The following is a 17,594-nucleotide window of genomic DNA, read 5'->3' on the forward strand; positions in this document are numbered from 1 at the left end:
GCCCGCAGGGAGTACGCCGTGCCCGGCCACCCGGATCACCCCGTCCAGCCCGCTCCGCCTACCCAGCCCACCCGGTCCGCCGGACCGGGACCCCGTTTCATCCCTTCTGCGGTTCACCCGTCCGTGCGCTCGGCGCGGCACTCCCATGACGACCCGGCCGGGGAGGTGGTGCGCTGGGCCGCGTTCAGCTGTCTGCTCGTCCCCGTGGTGCTGGTGGTCTACGGAACCTCCTTCGGCGGGGCCGCCGTCGCGACGCTCGGCCTGGCGGCCGTCACGGCCGCCTGCCGGGTGCTGCTGCGGCACTCCGAGAAGGCGGAGCGGGCCGCCGCCCGGGTCCGCACCGAGGAAGGACCCCCCTCCACGCACCGCGGCCGGCATTCGCGCGGCGGGGCCGGTTCGCACCGCGGCTGTCACGCTCCCGGCGCGTTGTCCCCGCACGACTGACCGGTTCGCACGTACACACCCAGCGGTTTTCGGCCAACTTCCCGGCAGGGTCCGTTCCTTGCCGGAATGTCCCCCCGACCCCCCTACCACCAGCGACGACGGAGCACCGGTGCGCTGTCGACCCCATGAGTACTGGCCATGGCCGGACCGAGCGCTTCCTGAACGGGTAGCGGAGTGGAACGCTTACTGATCGAATGCTTTTCGCCAAGTTGCCAAGTCGACATAGCGCTGCGTGCTGAACTTGTCACGCCGACACCACGGGACGCAGTAGATTCGATCATGTATTTACGGCGGGGGATCCACGTGCAAGGCCGAGGGGAAACGTGCAGGTGCGACCAGACCAAGGAGTCGCGACACCCAAGGGGGGCTTAGCGCCATGAGCCAGGATTCCACCGCAGTCGTCGCGGACGCGGGCCGGAAACTCGCGGGGCGTCGCCGCAGGGAGATCGTCGCGGTGCTGCTGTTCAGCGGCGGGCCGATCTTCGAGAGTTCCATTCCACTTTCCGTGTTCGGCATCGACCGGCAGGACGCGGGAGTTCCACGCTACCGACTGCTCGTGTGCGCCGGTGAGGACGGTCCGCTGCGGACCACCGGCGGACTCGAACTGACCGCGCCGTACGGGCTGGAGGCGATCGCCCGGGCGGGCACGGTCGTCGTTCCGGCCTGGCGGTCCATCACTTCACCGCCGCCGCCCGAGGCGCTCGACGCACTGCGTCTGGCGCACGAGGAAGGGGCCCGGATCGTCGGACTGTGCACGGGGGCCTTCGTGCTCGCCGCCGCCGGTCTGCTGGACGGCCGGCCCGCGACGACGCACTGGATGTACGCGCCGACGCTGGCCAAGCGGTACCCGTCCGTCCACGTCGATCCGCGCGAGCTGTTCGTGGACGACGGCGACGTACTGACCTCCGCGGGCACCGCGGCCGGAATCGACCTGTGCCTGCACATCGTGCGCACGGACCACGGCAGCGAGGCGGCCGGGGCACTGGCCCGCCGGCTCGTCGTCCCGCCGCGCCGCACCGGCGGCCAGGAGCGCTACCTCGACCGGTCGCTGCCGGAGGAGATCGGCGCCGATCCGCTCGCCGAGGTCGTCGCCTGGGCGCTGGAACACCTCCACGAGCAGTTCGACGTGGAGACGCTGGCCGCCCGCGCCTACATGAGCAGGCGGACCTTCGACCGCCGGTTCCGCTCGCTCACCGGCAGCGCGCCGCTCCAGTGGCTGATCACCCAGCGGGTGCTCCAGGCACAGCGGCTGCTGGAGACCTCCGACTACTCGGTCGACGAGGTCGCCGGACGCTGCGGGTTCCGTTCGCCCGTCGCGCTGCGCGGGCACTTCCGGCGCCAGCTGGGGTCCTCCCCGGCCGCCTACCGCTCCGCCTACCGGGCGCGCCGGCCGCAGGCCGACGTACCGCACGTGGCCGAGCTGTCGGGCGGTCCGGTGCCGCACCAGCGCACCCCGCAGCGGGCGGCGGCGGCCCTGGCCGCGGCCGGTCCGACGGTCACCGAGCTGTACTCGCCGGGCCGGGTCCTGCGCGAGCACGCGTAGTCCGTACCGCGAACGCGCGACGAAGGTCCCCCACATCGGTGTCCCCGATGTGGGGGACCTTCGCGTCGCGCGGCATAAGCTGGGGCCCATGAACGATCGCATGGTGTGGATCGACTGCGAGATGACCGGGCTCTCGTTGACGGACGACGCACTTATCGAGGTGGCCGCACTGGTCACCGACTCGGAGCTCAACGTGCTCGGCGAAGGCGTGGACATCGTGATCCGCCCGCCGGACGCGGCCCTGGAGACCATGCCCGACGTGGTGCGCCAGATGCACACCGCATCCGGCCTGCTCGACGAGCTGGCCGGCGGCACCACCCTCGCGGACGCCGAGGCGCAGGTCCTGGCGTACGTGCGGAAGCACGTCAAGGAGCCCGGCAAGGCGCCGCTGTGCGGGAACTCGGTCGGCACCGACCGCGGTTTCCTGCTGCGGGACATGGCCGCGCTGGAGTCCTACCTGCACTACCGGATCGTGGACGTGTCCTCGGTCAAGGAGCTGGCGCGCCGCTGGTACCCGCGGGCCTACTTCAACAGCCCGCCGAAGAACGGCAACCACCGGGCGCTCGCGGACATCAAGGAGTCCATCGCCGAGCTGCGCTACTACCGCGAGGCGGTGTTCGTCCCGCAGCCCGGGCCCGACTCCGACACGGCCCGCACCATCGCCGCGAAGTACGTCGTCGCCGGCGAATAGGAGCACTGGACAGCTCCGCCGGAGGGGGGCGCGGGGAAAAGGGGGGAGCGAGCACCCTCCCGGACCCTGTACCCTTTTCTTCGGCCGGTCGCTCACGCGACCGGGCATGGTGGGTGTAGCTCAGTTGGTAGAGCACCTGGTTGTGGTCCAGGTGGCCGCGGGTTCAAGTCCCGTCACTCACCCTGTGGGAAGGCCCCGGTACGCGGAAGCGGCCGGGGCCTTCCGCATGTCCGGCGGGTCGGCCGGCGCGTCAGGACGACTCCCGGACCACCAGCTCGGTCGGCAGCACCACCGCGGCGTCCGCCGGGCCGCCCGCGATCCGCTCCAGCAGCACCCGCGCCATGGTCCGGCCCATCTCCTCGATCGGCTGGCGCACGCTGGTCAGCGGCGGGTCCATGTGCCTGGCGACCACCGAGTCGTCGAAGCCCACCAGCGCCACGTCCTCGGGTACCCGGCGGCCCGCGGCCCGCAGCTCCAGCCGGGCCCCCGCCGCCATGACGTCCGAGGCGGCGAAGACGGCGTCCAGGGCGGGGCGGCGCTCCAGCAGCTCCCGCATGGCCCGCCGGCCGCCCTCCTCGGTGAAGTCGCCGGTGGCGATCAGCAACTCGTCCGCGGCGTGCCCGGCGGCGGCGAGGGCCTGCCGGTAGCCGTCGAGGCGGCACTGCGCCCCGTACACGTCCAGCGGCCCGGTGATGGTGGCGATCGCCCGGCGGCCCCGGCCGAGGAGGTGGCGCACGGCCGCGGCGGCGCCCGCCAGGTTGTCGGAGTCCACGCAGGGCAGCGCCTCGGCGGCCGAGCGGCGGCCGCTGATCACCGCCGGGATGCCCAGCTCGGCCAGCAGTTCCGGCAGCGGGTCCCCGGCGTGCACGGAGACCAGCAGCACCCCGTCGACGCGGTGCCCGGACAGGTACTGGGCCAGCCGGCGGCGCTCCCGCTCGCCGCCCGCGAGGGTGAGCACCAGCTGGACGTCGGTCTCGGCGAGGGTGGCGCCGACGCCGCGGACCACGTCGGAGAAGTAGGGCTCGGCGAAGAAACGGGCCTCGGGTTCGGGGATGACGAGGGCGACGGCGTCGGTCCGGTTGGCGGCCAGGGCCCGGGCCGCGCGGTTGGGTACGTATCCCAGCTCGGCGACGGCGGCCTGCACGACGGCCCTGGTGTGCTCGCTGACCTTGGCGGAGCCGTTGATCACCCGGGAGACGGTGCCGCGCCCCACCCCGGCGCGGACCGCGACCTCCTCCAGGGTCGGCCGTCCCCCGCTGCGCCCTTGCCCGCTCATGGCTTCCTCCCGGCTGCGAATCTACCTCTCGACCGCCTCTTGACGACCGTGGGAGCGCTCCCACACTGTGGCACACGACACCCGGCACGTCCTGTCCTTCAGGAGGATCCTGATGCGAGCCCGATCCCGGCCCCACTGCCCCACGCCCCTCAGAGCCCTGGCCGTCGCCGCCGCGGCGGCCCTGCTCCTCGCGGGCTGCTCCCAGGACCCCGCCGATCCCCCCGGGCAGGACGCCCGGGCCGGCGGCAAGGCGACGACGACCCTCACCGTCGGGGTGTTCGGCGCGTTCGGGCTCAAGGAGGCCGGCCTGTACGACGAGTACATGGCGCAGAACCCGGGCGTGCGGATCGAGCAGACCTCCATCGAGCGCAACGAGAACTACTACCCGCAGCTGCTGACGCACCTGGGCACGGGCAGCGGCCTCGCCGACGTCCAGGCCGTCGAGGTCAACAACATCGCGGAGATCACCGCGACGCAGGCGGACAAGCTGGTCGACCTGGGCAAGGCGCCCGGTGTGGACAAGGCGGCGTACCTGCCGTGGAAGTGGGCGCAGGGCACCGCCAAGGGCGGCGCCACCGTCGGGCTGGGCACCGACATCGGCCCCGAGGGCATCTGCTACCGCAAGGACCTCTTCGCGGCGGCCGGACTGCCCACCGACCGGGCGGCGGTCGGCGCGCTCTGGGCGGGCGACTGGAACAAGTACCTGGAGACGGGCAAGGCCTACAAGGCGAAGGCGGCCGACGGCAAGGCCTTCGTCGACTCGGCCTCCGGCGTGATGGCGGCCGTCACCGGCGGCAACGCCCAGCGGTACTACGACGACCAGGGCAAGGTCGTCTACAAGACGAACCCCGCGGTGCGCGGCGCCTTCGACCTGGCGGCCCGGTTCGCCTCCGAGGGGCTGAGCGCGAAGCTCCAGCAGTTCACCCCGGCCTGGGACCAGGGCTTCTCCAACGGCGGTTTCGCGACCGTCTCCTGTCCGGCCTGGATGCTCGGCTACATCCAGGACAAGGCGGGCCCGGACGGCAAGGACAAGTGGGACGTCGCGGCGGCCCCGAAGCCGAGCAACTGGGGCGGCTCGTTCCTGGTGGTGCCCAAGGCGGGCAAGCACGCCCAGGAGGCGGCGAAGCTGGCCGCCTGGCTGACGGCTCCGGCGCAGCAGGCGAAGCTGTTCGAGAAGCGCGGGAGCTTCCCGAGCGCGAGCGCCGCGTACCAGCTGCCGGCGGTGGCCGGGGCGCACCACCCGTACTTCGGCGACGCCCCGATCGGGGAGATCTTCGCCCGGGCGGCCGAGGGCGTGCCGGTGACGGTGGTCGGTCCGAAGGACCTGGTCATCGCGCAGAACCTGGCGGACGTCGGGATGCTCCAGGTCGACCAGAAGGGCCGGTCGGCGCAGGAGGGCTGGGACGCCGCGGTGGCGGCGATCGACAACGCCCTGGACCAGTGAGGCGGCGGTGACCGACGAGACCGTCCTGCTGTCGCCCGCGTCCTCCCCCTCGGCGGGGGCGGACGCGGGCGGCCGGGGCCAGCTGTGGCGCTCGCGCCGCTACCGGTGGGACCTGCGCTTCAGTCCGTACGCCTTCGTGGCGCCCTTCTTCCTGTTCTTCACCGCCTTCGGGCTCTTCCCGCTGCTGTACACGGGGTGGGCGGCGCTGCACCAGGTGGAGCTGACCGACCCGACCTCGATGACCTGGGTGGGGCTGCGGAACTTCACCCGGCTGTGGGACGACGCGTTCTTCTGGAACGCGCTGCGCAATACGGTCACCATCGGGCTGCTGTCGACGGTGCCGCAGCTGCTGATCGCGCTGGGCCTGGCCCACCTGCTGAACCACCGGCTGCGGGGCTCGGCGTTCTTCCGGGTCGCGGTGCTGACCCCGTACGCGACCTCCGTGGCCGCCGCCACGCTCGTGTTCGTGCTGCTGTTCGGCCGTGATTACGGCATGGTCAACTGGGCCCTGTCGGCGGTCGGGTTCGGGCCGGTCGACTGGCAGAACGGCACCCTGGCCTCCCAGGTGGCGGTGTCCACGATCGTGGTGTGGCGGTGGACCGGCTACAACGCGCTGATCTACCTGGCGGCCATGCAGGCGATCCCGGCGGACCTGTACGAGTCCGTCGCGCTGGACGGGGCCTCGCGGTGGCAGCAGTTCCGGCACGTGACGGTGCCCTCGCTGCGCCCGACGATCTTCTTCACGTGTGTGGTGTCGACCATCGGGGCCACCCAGCTGTTCGGCGAGCCGCTGCTGTTCAACGGCGGTTCGGGCGCCACGGGCGGATCGGACCACCAGTTCCAGACCCTGGGCCTGTACCTGTACGAGCAGGGCTGGGTGAACCTGCACCTGGGGCGGGCCTCGGCGATCGCGTGGGCGATGTTCCTGATGCTGCTGCTGATCGCGGGCGCGGCCCGGCTGGTGCGGGGAGGTTCCCGGTGAAGGTCCTGCGGGCCGGCAAGCCCACGTACGTCGTCCTGGCGCTGTTCACCGCCGGTTCCCTCTTCCCCCTGGTGTGGACGGCGATCGCGGCCTCCCGCACCAACACCCGGCTCGCGCAGACCCCGCCGCCGTTCTGGTTCGGCGGGAACCTGGGCCGCAACCTGTCGATCGCCTGGACCGACGCCCACATGGGTACCGCCCTGCTGAACACGCTGGTGGTCGCGGGCACGGTCGCGGCGGGGACCGTGCTGCTGTCCACGCTGGCTGGCTTCGCGTTCGCGCGGCTGCGGTTCCGGGGCAGCCGCGGGCTGCTGGCGCTGGTGGTGGCGACGATGCTGATCCCGCCGCAGCTGAGCGTCGTACCGCTGTACATGCTGATCGCCGAGCTGTCGTGGACGGACCGGCTCCAAGCGGTGGTCCTGCCGGCGCTGGTGTCCGCCTTCGGGGTGTTCTTCATGCGGCAGTACCTGGCGCAGGCGCTGCCGGTGGAGCTGGTGGAGGCGGCGCGGACGGACGGGGCGAGTTCGCTGCGGATCGTGTGGCACGTGGTGTTCCCCACCGCCCGTCCGGCGATGGCGGTGCTGGGGATGCTGACCTTCGTGATGACCTGGAACGACTTCTTCTGGCCGATCATCGCGCTGACGCAGAACGGCAGTCCGACGGTTCAGGTGGCCCTGACCGGACTGGGCCGCGGTTACATCCCCGACCAGTCCGTGATCATGGCGGGTGCGCTGCTGGGCACGCTCCCGCTGCTGCTGGTGTTCCTGGTCTTCGGCCGCCACATCGTCGGCGGCATCATGCAGGGGGCGGTGAAGGGTTGAGCGCGATGGAGTTCCCCGAGGGGTTCCTGTGGGGGGCGGCCACGGCGGCGTTCCAGATCGAGGGCGGCGCCGGGTCGCGCGGCCCCTGCATCTGGGACACCTTCTGCCGCACGCCGGGCAAGGTGCGCGGCGGTGACACCGGGGACGTGGCGACGGACCACCTGCGGCTGTGGCGCGAGGACGTGGCGCTGATGGCGGAACTGGGGCTGGGTGCCTACCGGTTCTCGGTGTCCTGGCCGCGGGTGCGCGCGGGCGGGATCGGCTTCTACGACGCGCTCGTGGACGAGCTGCTCTCGTGCGGGATCCAGCCCTGCCCGACCCTGTACCACTGGGACCTGCCGCAGGAGCTGGAGGACGCGGGCGGCTGGCCGGAGCGCGAGAGCGCCTACGCCTTCGCCGCGTACGCGGAGCAGGTCGGGCGGGCGCTGGGCGACCGGGTCGGGATGTGGACGACGCTCAACGAGCCCTGGTGCAGCGCCTTCCTGGGCTATGCCGCCGGGGTGCACGCCCCGGGCCGCACCTCCCCCGCCGACTCGCTGCGCGCGGCGCACCACCTGAACCTCGCCCACGGCCTGGCGGCGGCCGTCCTGCCCTCCTCGGCGCGGACCGGCATCGCACTCAACCCGAGCGCGGTACGGCCGCTGACCGGATCGGCGGCCGACGCGGACGCGGCGCGCCGGATCGACGCCCTGGCGAACAGGATCTTCACCGGGCCGCTGCTGCACGGCGGCTACCCCCAGGACCTGCTGGAGGACACCGCCGCGGTGACGGACTGGGCGTTCGTCCGGCCCGGCGACGAGGCACTGATCCGGCAGCCGCTGGGCTTCCTCGGCGTCAACTACTACACCCCGGCGGTGGTGTCGGCGGCGGCCGGCCCGGGCGGCCCGCGGGCGGACGGGCACGGCGCGGGCGGCCACACGCCCTGGCCGGGGGCGGATTCGGTCGCCTTCCACCAGCCGCCGGGCGAGCTGACCGACATGGGCTGGTCGATCGACCCCAGCGGCCTGCACGACCTGCTGGTGCGCTTCTCCCGCGAGGCGCCGGGCCTGCCGCTGCTGGTCACCGAGAACGGCGCCGCCTACGGCCCCGACCTGCACGACCCGCAGCGCATCCGGTACGTGCGCGAGCACCTCGCGGCGGTCCACCGCGCCCTCGCGGACGGCGCTCCGGTGGAGGGGTACTTCCTGTGGTCGCTGATGGACAACTTCGAGTGGGCCTACGGCTACGCCAAGCGGTTCGGCATCGTCCACGTCGACTACGCGACCCAGGCCCGCACCCCGCGCTCCAGCGCCCGCTGGTACGCCGCCCTGGCCCGTAGCGGCCGACTGGTCTGAGCGGGGACCGCCGGGGCGGGGGCGCCTACTTGGCGCCGCGGGCCTTGCGGCGGCTGCGGCGGCCCTCGCCCCGCGTCCGGCCGTCCAGGGCGATCCACATCCGGACCTCGGTGCCGCCGAGCACCGAGCGGCCCAGCCGGACGTCGCCGCCCGTCGACTCCGCGACCCGGCGCACGATGTCCAGGCCGAGCCCCGTGGAGCCGTCCCGGCCGCCGTCGTTGCCGCGCCGCAGGGCCGCGTCCGGGTCGGCGATCCCGGAACCGGCGTCCGAGACGAGCACGATCACGGCGTCCCCCGCGTCGTGCACGTCCACCGCGAAGGGGGTGCCCTCGGGGGTGTGCCGGAAGACGTTGCCCAGCAGGGCGTCCAGGGCGGCCGCCAGCTCGGGCCGCGCCACCGGGATCCGTACGGGTCGCTGCACCCCGGCGAGGCGGACCTCGCGCCCCTCGTCCTCCGCGAGCGCCGACCAGAACGCCATCCGGTCGCGGATCACCTCCGAGGCGTCGCACCCGGCCCCCGCCCCGGGGCCGCCCGAGACGGCCGGGGCGCGCTGCTCGCGGGCGGTCCGGATGATGGTGTCGACCTCCCGCTCCAGCTGCTCCACGGCCTCCCGCGTCTGCTCGGCGGCCGGGCCGTCCCCGAGCGAGGCCGCGTTGAGCCGCAGCACCGTCAGCGGCGTCCGCAGCCGGTGCGAGAGGTCGGCCGCCAGCTCCCGCTCGTTGGCCAGCAGTTCCACCACCTGGTCCGCCATCGCGTTGAACGCGACGGCCGCCGAGCGCAGTTCCTTCGGCCCCTGCTCCGGTACGCGTACCCCGAGCCGCCCCTGCCCCAGCCGGTGCGCGGCGTCCGCGAGCCGTTCCGCCGGCCGTACCAGGCGGGCGCCGAGCCGGTCCGCGACCGCCACCGAGCCCACGATCAGGGCGAGCCCGACCCCGGCGAGCACCAGCCAGGCGGTGGTGACGCCGTTGCTGACCTCGCGCTCCGGTACGTATATCTCGATCACCGCGATGTCGCCGGAGCCCAGCGCGGTCGGCTGGAGCAGCGCCGAGCCGCCGCCGGCCACCGAGGCGGTCGTGGCGCGGCCCATCCGCCGGGTCTCCTCCACGGCGTGCGGGCCCGCCCAGCCCGCGCCGACGTCCACCGCCGGCCGGCCGCCGACCGGCGGGACGTGGACGGCCATCCGCCGGGCGGCGCCCATCAGCGTGGACTCGACCGCCTTGCGCAGCTGGCCGGGGTCGGTGGTGATGGACAGGGTCGGCGCCATGCTCGCGGCCTGCCGCTCGGCGTTGGAGAACGCCCGGTCCCGGGCCATCTCCTTGACCACCAGACCGAGCGGCACGGCGAAGGCGATGACCACCATGGCGGTGACGGCGAGGCACACCTTGACCAGCGCCCACCTCACGGCTGCCGCCTCACCGAGGTGGCTCCAGCTTCACCCCGACCCCGCGCAGGGTGTGCAGGTAGCGGGGGCTGGCGGCGGTCTCGCCGAGCTTGCGGCGCAGCCAGGACAGGTGGACGTCGATGGTCTGGTCGTCCCCGTACGACTGCTGCCACACCTCGGCGAGCAGCTCGCGCCGGGCCACCACGACCCCGGGGCGCCCGGCGAGGAAGGCCAGCAGGTCGAACTCCCGGCGGGTCAGGTCCAGTACCGCCCCGTCGAGCTCGGCCTGGCGGCGCAGCGGGTCGATGGCGAGCCCGCCCACCCGCAGGACGCGCGAGGGCGGTTCGGCCCCGGCGGCCCGGGAGCGGCGCAGCACGGCGGCCATCCGGGCGGACAGGTGCTCGACCGAGAAGGGCTTGGTGAGGTAGTCGTCGGCGCCGTCGTTGAGCAGGCGGACGATCTCGGCCTCGTCGTCCCGGGCGGTCGCGATGATGACCGGTACGTCGGTGATGCCGCGCAGCATCTTGAGCGCCTCGGACCCGTCGAGGTCGGGCAGCCCGAGGTCCAGGATGACCACGTCGAAGCGGTGGTGGGCGACTTCGCGCAGCGCCTCCAGGGCCGTGCCGACGCTGCGCACGGTGTGGGAGGCGTCGGTCAGGTGCCGGATGAGGGCGGAACGTACGAACTGGTCGTCCTCGACCACGAGCACACTTGCCATGGCGGCACCGTAGTCCATCCGGGCGACCGGGCGGGGTGTCGGTCCACCCTTGGGGCGGGTGGTGCAGTATGTGCCCTGATGCACCGGGGACTTCTGCACGCGTTCGCCTGGACGCTCGCCACGGGGGCGGCGGTGACGCTGTCGTGGTGGGGCGTTCATACCGTCATGTCCGGAACGGCCTACGATCCGCCGCGCGCCGTTCCGCTGGCCGCGCTGCCGCTGTCCTCCGCCACGCAGGGTTCGCGGGCGCCCGCGCCCACGCCCACGGATGCGCCGGCGCCCGCGTCCGGTTCCCCGTCGCCGTCGCCGTCGCCGTCCGCGGCCGCCTCCGTGCCGCCCTCGTCCGCCGCCAGGGCGGCTTCCCCGCAGCCGCCGCGCCGGACGGCGGACGGGGAGTCGGGGGAGGTGAAGGGCTACACGGTCTCGGGCGGCCGGGTGGTCTTCGACCTCGGCGACTCCTCGGCCGAGCTGGTCTCCGCGACCCCGGCGGGCGGCTGGCGCATGCAGGTGTGGAAGCAGGAGTACTGGATCCGGGTCACCTTCACCCGCGACGGCCGCGAGGCATCGGTGTTCTGCACCTGGTACAACGAGGCGCCGCGCGTGCAGCTCGACGAGCGGTAGGGGTACGGTCGCCCCGGGCACGGCGGACGGCGGGAGCGGTGGGCATGGCTGGTGGGGCGCGGTACGTCACGGAGCTGGTCGCGGCGTGCGAACGGTTCGGCGCCGCGCCCGCGCTCGGCGCCGGTCCGGTGCTGCTGTCGTACGCCGACGTGCTGGCGTGGACGTACCGGCTGGCGGGCGCCCTGGAGGAGCTCGGCGTGCGGCGCGGGACGGGGCTGGCCTGTGTGACGGCCGGGAACCCGTACGAGGCGCTGCTGGTGCGGCTGGCCGCCCACGTGCTGGGGGCGCGGCTGACCCAGGTGAGCGTGGGCCCCGCCACCTACGGAATGGACTTCCTGCTGCGCGACTGCGAGCCGGTCCTGGTGGTGCACGACACCCCGGTCCCGGACACCGGCGCCGCGCGGACCCCCCTCGCGGCGCTGCTGGAGCGGGCCGCCGCCGGCGCCGCGCGCCCCGTGCCGGTGCGGGCGCGCGAGGAGGACCTGGCCCGGGTGACCTACACCGGCGGTACGACCGGGCGGCCCAAGGGGGTCGCCTCCACGTTCGCCGCGCTGGCGGCCCGGGACGCCGCCCGGAGCGCGGACACGGTGTACCTGTCGGTGACCTCCCTGGCACAGCGCTCGGGGGGCCGCTGCCTGGAGCAGCTGCGGGCCGGCGGGCGTTCGGAGATCCTCGGCGGCCCGTTCGTCCCGCGCGGGTTCGCCGCCGCGTGCCGGCGGCTCGGGCCCGTCTCCACGTACCTGACCACCTCGATGGTGTACCGGCTGCTGGACGACCCGGTGACCGCCGACGGCGTGCCCGGCCTGGAGCGCGTCTCGTACGGCGACTCCCCCGTCGCCCCGGACCGGCTGCGGCAGGCCCTGACCCGCTGGGGTCCCGGCGTGCGCTGGCGGCAGGGGTACGGGATGAACGAGGCCGGGGTCGTGTGCCGGCTCTCGGAGGCCGACCACGACGCCGCCCGGGCCACCCGGCCCGAGTTGCTGGGGTCGGTCGGGCGGCCCGCTCCCGGGGTGGAGGTGGAGGTGCGGGGCGCGGACGGGGCGGCGGCGCTCCCGCCCGGGACCACCGGTGAGGTGTGGGTGCGCTCCCGGACCGTGATGGCCGGCTACTGGAAGCGGCCCGCGCTGACGGCCGGGGTGCTGCGCGACGCCTGGCTGCGGACGGGCGACCTCGGGCACCTCGGCGCGGACGGCTACCTGTACCTGGACGACCGGGTCAAGGACGTGGTGATGGTGGACGGGGAGAACATCTACTGCGGCCCGGTCGAGGCGGCCCTGACCCGGCACCCCGCGGTGGCCGAGGCGGCGGTGGTCGGCCGGCCGGACCCGGTCACCGGCGAGCAGGTGTGCGCCTTCCTCGTCCCGGCCCCGGGGCCCGCCCCCGGCGACGCGGCCGCCGCCGCGGCGTGCGCGCTGGTGGCCGCCGAGCTGGCTCCCGGCCACCGGCCGACGGCGGTGTTCTGGGTACCGGCCCTGCCGTTGACGGACCGCGGCAAGCCGGACAAGCGCCGCCTGCGCGCGACGGCGGCCGCGGCGGGGAGCTAACGGAACACCGACGGCGGGGGCTCGGGCGAGGGCACCGCCGAGGCGTCCGCGACGGGGGTGGCGCCGCCCGCGAAGTCCGCCAGGGCCCGGCCGTGCTCCACCCGTCCGGGATGCGGGTCGCTCGCCACCCGCCGGGTGAACTCCGCGACGGGCAGCTCCCGGTCGGCGGCGACGAGGACCGCGTTGCCGAAACGTTTTCCCCGCCACACCACCGGGTCCGCCGCCAGGGCCAGTTCGGCGAACCGGGAGGCGGCGGTGGCGATCTGGCCCCGCAGGTGCGCGAGCGGCGGCCCGTCCGTCAGGTTCGCCACGTACCACCCGGCCGGCGCCAGAGCCCGGCGTACGTCGTCCAGGAACTCGGTACTGGTCAGGTGGGCGGGGGTGCGGGAGCCGCTGAACACGTCCGCGATGACCAGGTCCGCCCAGCCGTCCGGCACCTTGGCCAGCCCGGCCCGCGCGTCCACCGCCCGGATCCGGACCCGTGTCTGGGGGTCCAGCGGCAGGTGTTCGCGTACGAAGGCCACCAGGGCGGCGTCGATCTCCACCACCTGCTGGGTGGAGCGGGGGCGGCTCGCGGCGGTGTAGCGGGCCAGGGTCAGCGCTCCGCCGCCCAGGTGCACCACGTTCAGCGGACGGCGGGCGGGAGCGGCGAGGTCGATGAGGTGGCCGATCCGCCGCTGGTAGGCGAAGTCGAGGTGGAGCGGGTCGGCCAGGTCGACGTGTGACTGCGGGGCCCCGTCGATCAGCAGGGTCCAGGCCCGGGCGCGCTCGCGGTCGGGCGCCAGCTCCGCCAGACCACCGTCCACCTGCCCGACGAGCGCCTCGTCGGCCCCGCGCCGCTTGCCCCTGCTCTTACCGGCCATTGCCCCATTATGACCGGCAGGGCCGCCCGGACCGCCGGGCCCGTGGGTGTCCTGGCCGGTCGGGGGCTCAGCGGCAGTTGTCCGCCGCCTCGATCAGCCGGGCGGCCTCGCCGAGCGCGGCGCGCAGCACCTCCGGATCGGTGACCGGGCCCACGGCTTCCGGCGGCAGCAGCCAGGCGGTGTCCCCGGCCGCGGGCGGGGCGTCCGCGGCGCCGCCGACCAGGTCCCCGAAGCGCATGCCGCGCCCGTTGGTCTGCGTACAGGCGCTGCCGGGCAGGTCCCAGGCGTCGGCGGTGCCGGGCGGGACGAGGAAGCCCAGGGTGTCGCCGGAGCCGTCGTGCAGGACGGGGCCGACCCCGGGGGCGGTACGGCCGGTCGCCCGGCGGATGATGTCGACCGCCTCCAGGCCCTGGCGGGTGGGCACGGTCACCAGGTCGGGCGCGTCGGCCGGCCCTCCCGCGGTCAGGGCTGCGCCCGGCCGGGGCGCGGTGTTCGTTCCAGTGCTCTCCATGCCGCCCTCCATCAAGGGAACCCCTCCTCGATCCGCGTACGAGCCACTCCGCATGGGTTCAACGCGGCGGAACGTCAACGGGTGCGGCGCAACGTTGCCGCAAAGGATGGCAGTTCATGGCAGATCGCGGGTGAGATATCCGTTTTGTAGGCAAACATCGCATGAACGGTCCTCCGGCGGCGGTACGTTCGTGCCCGCCGGGCACCAGTGTGTACAAAGCCCGAAGTCCAGAGAGGCCACGTCCATGGCGGCGTCCCCCCACTCACCCAACACCGCGTTCCGGCGGTTGCGCGGCGCCCACTCCCCCGCAGAGTTCGCGGCCATGGTGCGCCGCGCGGCACGAGAGATCGGCGAAACGGTTTCCTGCGACGCCCGTTACATCGGCCGGGTCGAGTCGGGGGAGATCCGCTGCCCCAACTACGCCTACGAGCGGGTGTTCCTGCACATGTTCCCCGGCCGTACGCCGGCCGATCTCGGGTTCTGCCCGCGCGAGTCGGTACGCGGCCGCGCGGGACGGCGCGCCGCACCCGCGCCGCCCGTCCCCGTCCCCGCCCCCTCCCACCTCGTCCACCGTTCCAAGGAGAGTGACGTGCTGCGTCGCGCGTTCATGGCCGGCGGCTCCGCGACCGTGGCGGCCGCGACGCTCGGCCTCACCGTGCTCGGCGACTCGCGCCGGCCGCCGTCCCGGGCCGGGGCGGCGGAGGCCGCCGCCGTCGAGGACGCCGTACGTCAGATCCGGCTGCTGGACGACCGGCACGGCGCCGACGCCCTCTACCGGCGGGCGGCCGAACCGCTGCGCGCCGCCTACGCGTTGCTCGACGCCGGGGCCACCCGCCAGTCGACCGAGGACCGGCTGCACGCCGGCGCCGGGGAACTGGCCGTCTCGGTGGGCTGGCTGGCCCACGACTCGGGCCGCTTCGAGGACGCCCGCTCGCACTACGCGGAGGCGCTGGCGACGGCCCGGGTGGCGGGGAACGCGGGGCTGGAGGCGCACGCCTTCAGCAACATGGCGTTCCTGGCCCGGGACTGCGGGCGGCCCCGCGAGTCGGTGCGGGCCGCCCAGGCGGGCCGCCGCGCCGCGCGTTCGCTGGGCTCCCCGCGGCTGCTCTCGCTCCTCGCGCTGCGGGAGGCGGGCGGCTGGGCGGGGCTGGGCGAGCGGAAGTCCTGCGAGGAGGCGCTGACCCGGGCGCACACGGAGTTCGCGCGGGGCGCGGCGAGCGCCGACCCGGAGTGGATGAGCTTCTTCGGGGAGGCCGAACTGGAGTCCCTGGAGTCCCGGTGCTGGGCAGCGCTCGGGGAGCACGCGCGCGCGGCCCGGCACGCCCGGCGCGCGGCGGACCTCCAGGACCCGCACTTCGCGCGGAACGTCGCCTTCTACACCGCCGAACTGGCCGGCGACCTGGCCCACGCGGGGGCGCCCGAGGAGGCCGCCTGGGCGGGGGGCCGGGTGCTGGACCTGCTCGCCGAGGTCCAGTCGACGCGGATCCGCTCCATGCTGGCGACGACGGCCCGCGCCCTGCTCCCCCACCAGCGCTCCCCACGCGTGGCGGCGTTCCTGTCCCGCCAGTCGACCCCCTGACGCCCCCGCCCGGCCCGGCGGGGCGGCGGGGCGGCGGGGCGGCGGGGCGTCCCGGCGGCCGAACCGCACCGCGCCGCGCCGCGGGGAAGATCGCGTTCGCTGGCTACCGGGCCGACCTCGCCGGTCATACCCCTACCCCCGCCGCCAGGTGGCGCGGTACTGGCGCCCGTCGGGCGTGCCCGCCGCAGCCCGACGGCCTCTTCCCCGGCGAACCGGGCCGCGTCCGCGCTGCTCGGGCGGCCCGTCGAAGAGCGCCCCGGACCCGGGTCGGCGGGCCGGCATACGCCTACCCCCGCCGCCGGGGGTGGCGCAGCACTGGGGCGGCGTCCACGCCCGCCACCACCGCGTCGGGGCCGGCGAACCGGCCGGCCGCACTGCCCGGGCGCCCCGGGGCCCGGGCGGACGCTTCGCCGACGCGCGCGGACACCCCGCCGCCGGGGTGGCGCCCGTCGGGCATGCCCGCTCGGGCGCCGACGTCCACGCCGGCCGCCACCGCGCCGGCGAACCGGGCGGCGGCCGCGCAGCTCGGGCGGCCCGTCGAAGAGCGGCCCGGGGCCCGGGCGGACGGCTGCCGGCATACACCTACCCCGCCGCCGGTACGGTCGACGCCCGTCGGACGTGCCCGCTCAGGCGCCGACGTCCACGCCGGCCGCCACCGCGCCGGCGAACCGGGCCGCGGCCGCGCAGCTCGGGCGGCCCGTCGAAGAACGCCCCGGCGCCCGGGCGGACGGCTGCCGGCATACGCCTACCCCCGCCGCCGGTACGGTCGACGCCCGTCGGACGTGCCCGCTCAGGCGCCGCCGTCCACGCCGGCCGCCACCGCGCCGGCGAACCGGGCGGCGGCCGCGCAGCTCGGGCGGCCCGTCGAAGAGCGCCCCGGGGCCCGGGCGGACGCTTCGCCGACGCGCGCGGACACCCCGCCGCCGGGGTGGCGACGGTACGGTCGACGCCTGCGCCGGGCGCCGCCATCGCGACACCCCGGCGAACCGGGCGGCGGCCGCCCAGTTCTCCGGCCGACCCCCAAGGGCCTCGCCGGGAAAGGCACTTGGCGAGCGGCCGTGCTACCCGTCCAGGTGGCCCGTGTCGTTCCAGCGTTCCAGTGCGGGGGCGCCGTAGGCCCAGCCCAGTACCGACAGGGAGGTGGGGTCCAGCCGGATGCGGCCGCCGAAGGAGGCGTCGAAGCCGAGCCAGCGGGCGGCGAGGGTGCGCAGGATGTGGCCGTGCGCGAAGACCAGGACGTCCCGCTCGGCCGAGCGGGCCCAGGCGACGACCTCGTCCGCGCGGGCCGCCACATCGGCGACGGACTCACCGCCCGGCACCCCGTCGCGCCAGATGAGCCAGCCCGGCCGGACCGCCTGGATCTCGGCCGGGGTCATGCCCTCGTAGTCGCCGTAGTCCCACTCCATCAGGGTGTCCCACGGCTCGGCCTGCGCTCCGAAGCCCGCCAGGTCGCAGCTCTCGCTGGCCCGGACCAGCGGGCTGGTGCGCACCTCCACGCCGCGCAGGCCCGCCCACGGGTCCCGGGCCAGCCGTTCGCCGAGCAGCTTCGCGCCCTGCCGGCCCTCCTCCAGCAGCGGCACGTCCGTGCGGCCGGTGTGCTTGCCGAGCTGGGACCACGCCGTCTGGCCGTGGCGGGCCAGCAGGATGCGGGGGGCCATGTGCTTTTCTCCCGGTCCGGGTGGATGGATACACCGATGTACGCGATGTACGGATACACCCGCATATCGGGACGGATGCGTCCGTCCATCATCCATGACGCGGGAACGGGCCACCGCGCCGCGTCCCGCCCCCGCCGCCGCCCCGTTGCCGCGACGCAGCCGGATTTCGGACGTAGGGCCACGA

General features: G+C 74.9%; 16 protein-coding genes and 1 tRNA gene. 11 read left to right on the forward strand and 6 right to left on the reverse strand.

Going from position 1 to position 17,594, the window contains the following annotated elements:
• Nucleotides 1-123: 123 nt before the first annotated feature.
• From ACZ4M3_RS13185 to ACZ4M3_RS13200, 4 genes are all read left to right on the forward strand, one after another.
• Complete coding sequence (locus tag ACZ4M3_RS13185) at nucleotides 124-444, forward strand: hypothetical protein (RefSeq protein ID WP_467731942.1); 321 nt, start codon at nucleotides 124-126, stop codon at nucleotides 442-444.
• A gap of 376 nt (nucleotides 445-820) precedes the next feature.
• Nucleotides 821-1,987 carry a helix-turn-helix domain-containing protein gene (locus ACZ4M3_RS13190; RefSeq protein ID WP_136214349.1) on the forward strand — a complete coding sequence of 389 codons (1,167 nt, stop codon included), beginning with the start codon at nucleotides 821-823 and terminating at the stop codon, nucleotides 1,985-1,987.
• Nucleotides 1,988-2,075: 88 nt separating this feature from the next.
• A complete protein-coding gene (orn, locus tag ACZ4M3_RS13195; protein ID WP_467731944.1) occupies nucleotides 2,076-2,678 on the forward strand; it encodes an oligoribonuclease in 603 nt (200 codons plus the stop codon).
• Between the two features lie 109 nt (nucleotides 2,679-2,787).
• Nucleotides 2,788-2,860: transfer RNA gene (locus ACZ4M3_RS13200), tRNA-His, on the forward strand.
• A gap of 68 nt (nucleotides 2,861-2,928) precedes the next feature.
• Here the strand turns inward: ACZ4M3_RS13200 and ACZ4M3_RS13205 are convergent.
• Entirely contained in the window at nucleotides 2,929-3,954 is a 1,026-nt protein-coding gene (locus ACZ4M3_RS13205) for a LacI family DNA-binding transcriptional regulator (RefSeq protein ID WP_467731946.1), read from the reverse strand.
• A gap of 112 nt (nucleotides 3,955-4,066) precedes the next feature.
• On the opposite strand from ACZ4M3_RS13205, the gene ACZ4M3_RS13210 reads away from it, so the two are divergent.
• From ACZ4M3_RS13210 to ACZ4M3_RS13225, 4 genes are read left to right on the forward strand one after another with little or no spacing between them, the layout of a single operon-like run.
• Nucleotides 4,067-5,398, forward strand: coding sequence for an ABC transporter substrate-binding protein (locus ACZ4M3_RS13210; protein ID WP_467731948.1), 1,332 nt, complete (start codon nucleotides 4,067-4,069; stop codon nucleotides 5,396-5,398).
• A gap of 28 nt (nucleotides 5,399-5,426) precedes the next feature.
• The gene (locus tag ACZ4M3_RS13215; protein WP_467732244.1) at nucleotides 5,427-6,380 is read left to right on the forward strand and encodes a carbohydrate ABC transporter permease; all 954 of its coding nucleotides are present in this window, start codon (nucleotides 5,427-5,429) and stop codon (nucleotides 6,378-6,380) included.
• Nucleotides 6,377-7,201, forward strand: coding sequence for a carbohydrate ABC transporter permease (locus tag ACZ4M3_RS13220; protein ID WP_467731950.1), 825 nt, complete (start codon nucleotides 6,377-6,379; stop codon nucleotides 7,199-7,201). Before ACZ4M3_RS13215 ends, ACZ4M3_RS13220 begins: the two co-directional genes overlap by 4 nt.
• A gap of 5 nt (nucleotides 7,202-7,206) precedes the next feature.
• Nucleotides 7,207-8,535 carry a GH1 family beta-glucosidase gene (locus ACZ4M3_RS13225; protein WP_467731952.1) on the forward strand — a complete coding sequence of 443 codons (1,329 nt, stop codon included), beginning with the start codon at nucleotides 7,207-7,209 and terminating at the stop codon, nucleotides 8,533-8,535.
• Nucleotides 8,536-8,560: 25 nt separating this feature from the next.
• Here ACZ4M3_RS13225 and ACZ4M3_RS13230 read toward each other — a convergent pair whose 3' ends face one another.
• Both ACZ4M3_RS13230 and ACZ4M3_RS13235 read right to left on the reverse strand, forming a co-directional pair.
• Nucleotides 8,561-9,937 (reverse strand): HAMP domain-containing sensor histidine kinase, encoded by a 1,377-nt coding sequence (locus ACZ4M3_RS13230; protein WP_467731954.1) that lies wholly within the window; start codon nucleotides 9,935-9,937, stop codon nucleotides 8,561-8,563.
• A gap of 10 nt (nucleotides 9,938-9,947) precedes the next feature.
• Nucleotides 9,948-10,634 carry a response regulator transcription factor gene (locus ACZ4M3_RS13235; RefSeq protein ID WP_453355518.1) on the reverse strand — a complete coding sequence of 229 codons (687 nt, stop codon included), beginning with the start codon at nucleotides 10,632-10,634 and terminating at the stop codon, nucleotides 9,948-9,950.
• 78 nt (nucleotides 10,635-10,712) lie between these two features.
• Between ACZ4M3_RS13235 and ACZ4M3_RS13240 the strand changes: the two genes are divergently transcribed.
• Both ACZ4M3_RS13240 and ACZ4M3_RS13245 read left to right on the forward strand, forming a co-directional pair.
• Nucleotides 10,713-11,255, forward strand: coding sequence for a hypothetical protein (locus tag ACZ4M3_RS13240; RefSeq protein WP_467731956.1), 543 nt, complete (start codon nucleotides 10,713-10,715; stop codon nucleotides 11,253-11,255).
• A gap of 44 nt (nucleotides 11,256-11,299) precedes the next feature.
• A complete protein-coding gene (locus tag ACZ4M3_RS13245; RefSeq protein WP_467731958.1) occupies nucleotides 11,300-12,799 on the forward strand; it encodes a class I adenylate-forming enzyme family protein in 1,500 nt (499 codons plus the stop codon).
• Here the strand turns inward: ACZ4M3_RS13245 and ACZ4M3_RS13250 are convergent.
• Together ACZ4M3_RS13250 and ACZ4M3_RS13255 are read right to left on the reverse strand one after the other, a co-directional pair.
• The gene (locus tag ACZ4M3_RS13250; RefSeq protein WP_467731960.1) at nucleotides 12,796-13,662 is read right to left on the reverse strand and encodes a spermidine synthase; all 867 of its coding nucleotides are present in this window, start codon (nucleotides 13,660-13,662) and stop codon (nucleotides 12,796-12,798) included. The two genes, ACZ4M3_RS13245 and ACZ4M3_RS13250, sit on opposite strands and share 4 nt — an antisense overlap.
• 67 nt (nucleotides 13,663-13,729) lie before the next feature.
• Complete coding sequence (locus ACZ4M3_RS13255; RefSeq protein ID WP_467731962.1) at nucleotides 13,730-14,173, reverse strand: hypothetical protein; 444 nt, start codon at nucleotides 14,171-14,173, stop codon at nucleotides 13,730-13,732.
• Between the two features lie 244 nt (nucleotides 14,174-14,417).
• Here ACZ4M3_RS13255 and ACZ4M3_RS13260 point away from each other — a divergent pair, with 244 nt between their 5' ends.
• Nucleotides 14,418-15,752, forward strand: a complete 1,335-nt coding sequence (locus ACZ4M3_RS13260; protein WP_467731964.1) for a tetratricopeptide repeat protein — start codon at nucleotides 14,418-14,420, stop codon at nucleotides 15,750-15,752.
• Nucleotides 15,753-16,813: 1,061 nt separating this feature from the next.
• Here ACZ4M3_RS13260 and ACZ4M3_RS13265 read toward each other — a convergent pair.
• Nucleotides 16,814-17,410: a histidine phosphatase family protein gene (locus ACZ4M3_RS13265; RefSeq protein WP_467731966.1), complete on the reverse strand. Its 597-nt coding sequence runs from the start codon at nucleotides 17,408-17,410 to the stop codon at nucleotides 16,814-16,816.
• Nucleotides 17,411-17,594: the final 184 nt, after the last annotated feature.

This window comes from Streptomyces sp. NPDC026522 (assembly GCF_055567555.1).

Coding starts and splice junctions, on each gene's coding strand:
- ACZ4M3_RS13190 (WP_136214349.1), top strand. CDS start 821: ATGAGCCAGGATTCCACCGCAGTCGTCGCGGACGCGGGCCGGAAACTC.
- orn (WP_467731944.1), top strand. CDS start 2,076: ATGAACGATCGCATGGTGTGGATCGACTGCGAGATGACCGGGCTCTCG.
- ACZ4M3_RS13205 (WP_467731946.1), bottom strand. CDS start 3,954: ATGAGCGGGCAAGGGCGCAGCGGGGGACGGCCGACCCTGGAGGAGGTC.
- ACZ4M3_RS13210 (WP_467731948.1), top strand. CDS start 4,067: ATGCGAGCCCGATCCCGGCCCCACTGCCCCACGCCCCTCAGAGCCCTG.
- ACZ4M3_RS13225 (WP_467731952.1), top strand. CDS start 7,207: ATGGAGTTCCCCGAGGGGTTCCTGTGGGGGGCGGCCACGGCGGCGTTC.
- ACZ4M3_RS13235 (WP_453355518.1), bottom strand. CDS start 10,634: ATGGCAAGTGTGCTCGTGGTCGAGGACGACCAGTTCGTACGTTCCGCC.
- ACZ4M3_RS13240 (WP_467731956.1), top strand. CDS start 10,713: ATGCACCGGGGACTTCTGCACGCGTTCGCCTGGACGCTCGCCACGGGG.
- ACZ4M3_RS13245 (WP_467731958.1), top strand. CDS start 11,300: ATGGCTGGTGGGGCGCGGTACGTCACGGAGCTGGTCGCGGCGTGCGAA.
- ACZ4M3_RS13250 (WP_467731960.1), bottom strand. CDS start 13,662: ATGGCCGGTAAGAGCAGGGGCAAGCGGCGCGGGGCCGACGAGGCGCTC.
- ACZ4M3_RS13255 (WP_467731962.1), bottom strand. CDS start 14,173: ATGGAGAGCACTGGAACGAACACCGCGCCCCGGCCGGGCGCAGCCCTG.
- ACZ4M3_RS13260 (WP_467731964.1), top strand. CDS start 14,418: ATGGCGGCGTCCCCCCACTCACCCAACACCGCGTTCCGGCGGTTGCGC.
- ACZ4M3_RS13265 (WP_467731966.1), bottom strand. CDS start 17,410: ATGGCCCCCCGCATCCTGCTGGCCCGCCACGGCCAGACGGCGTGGTCC.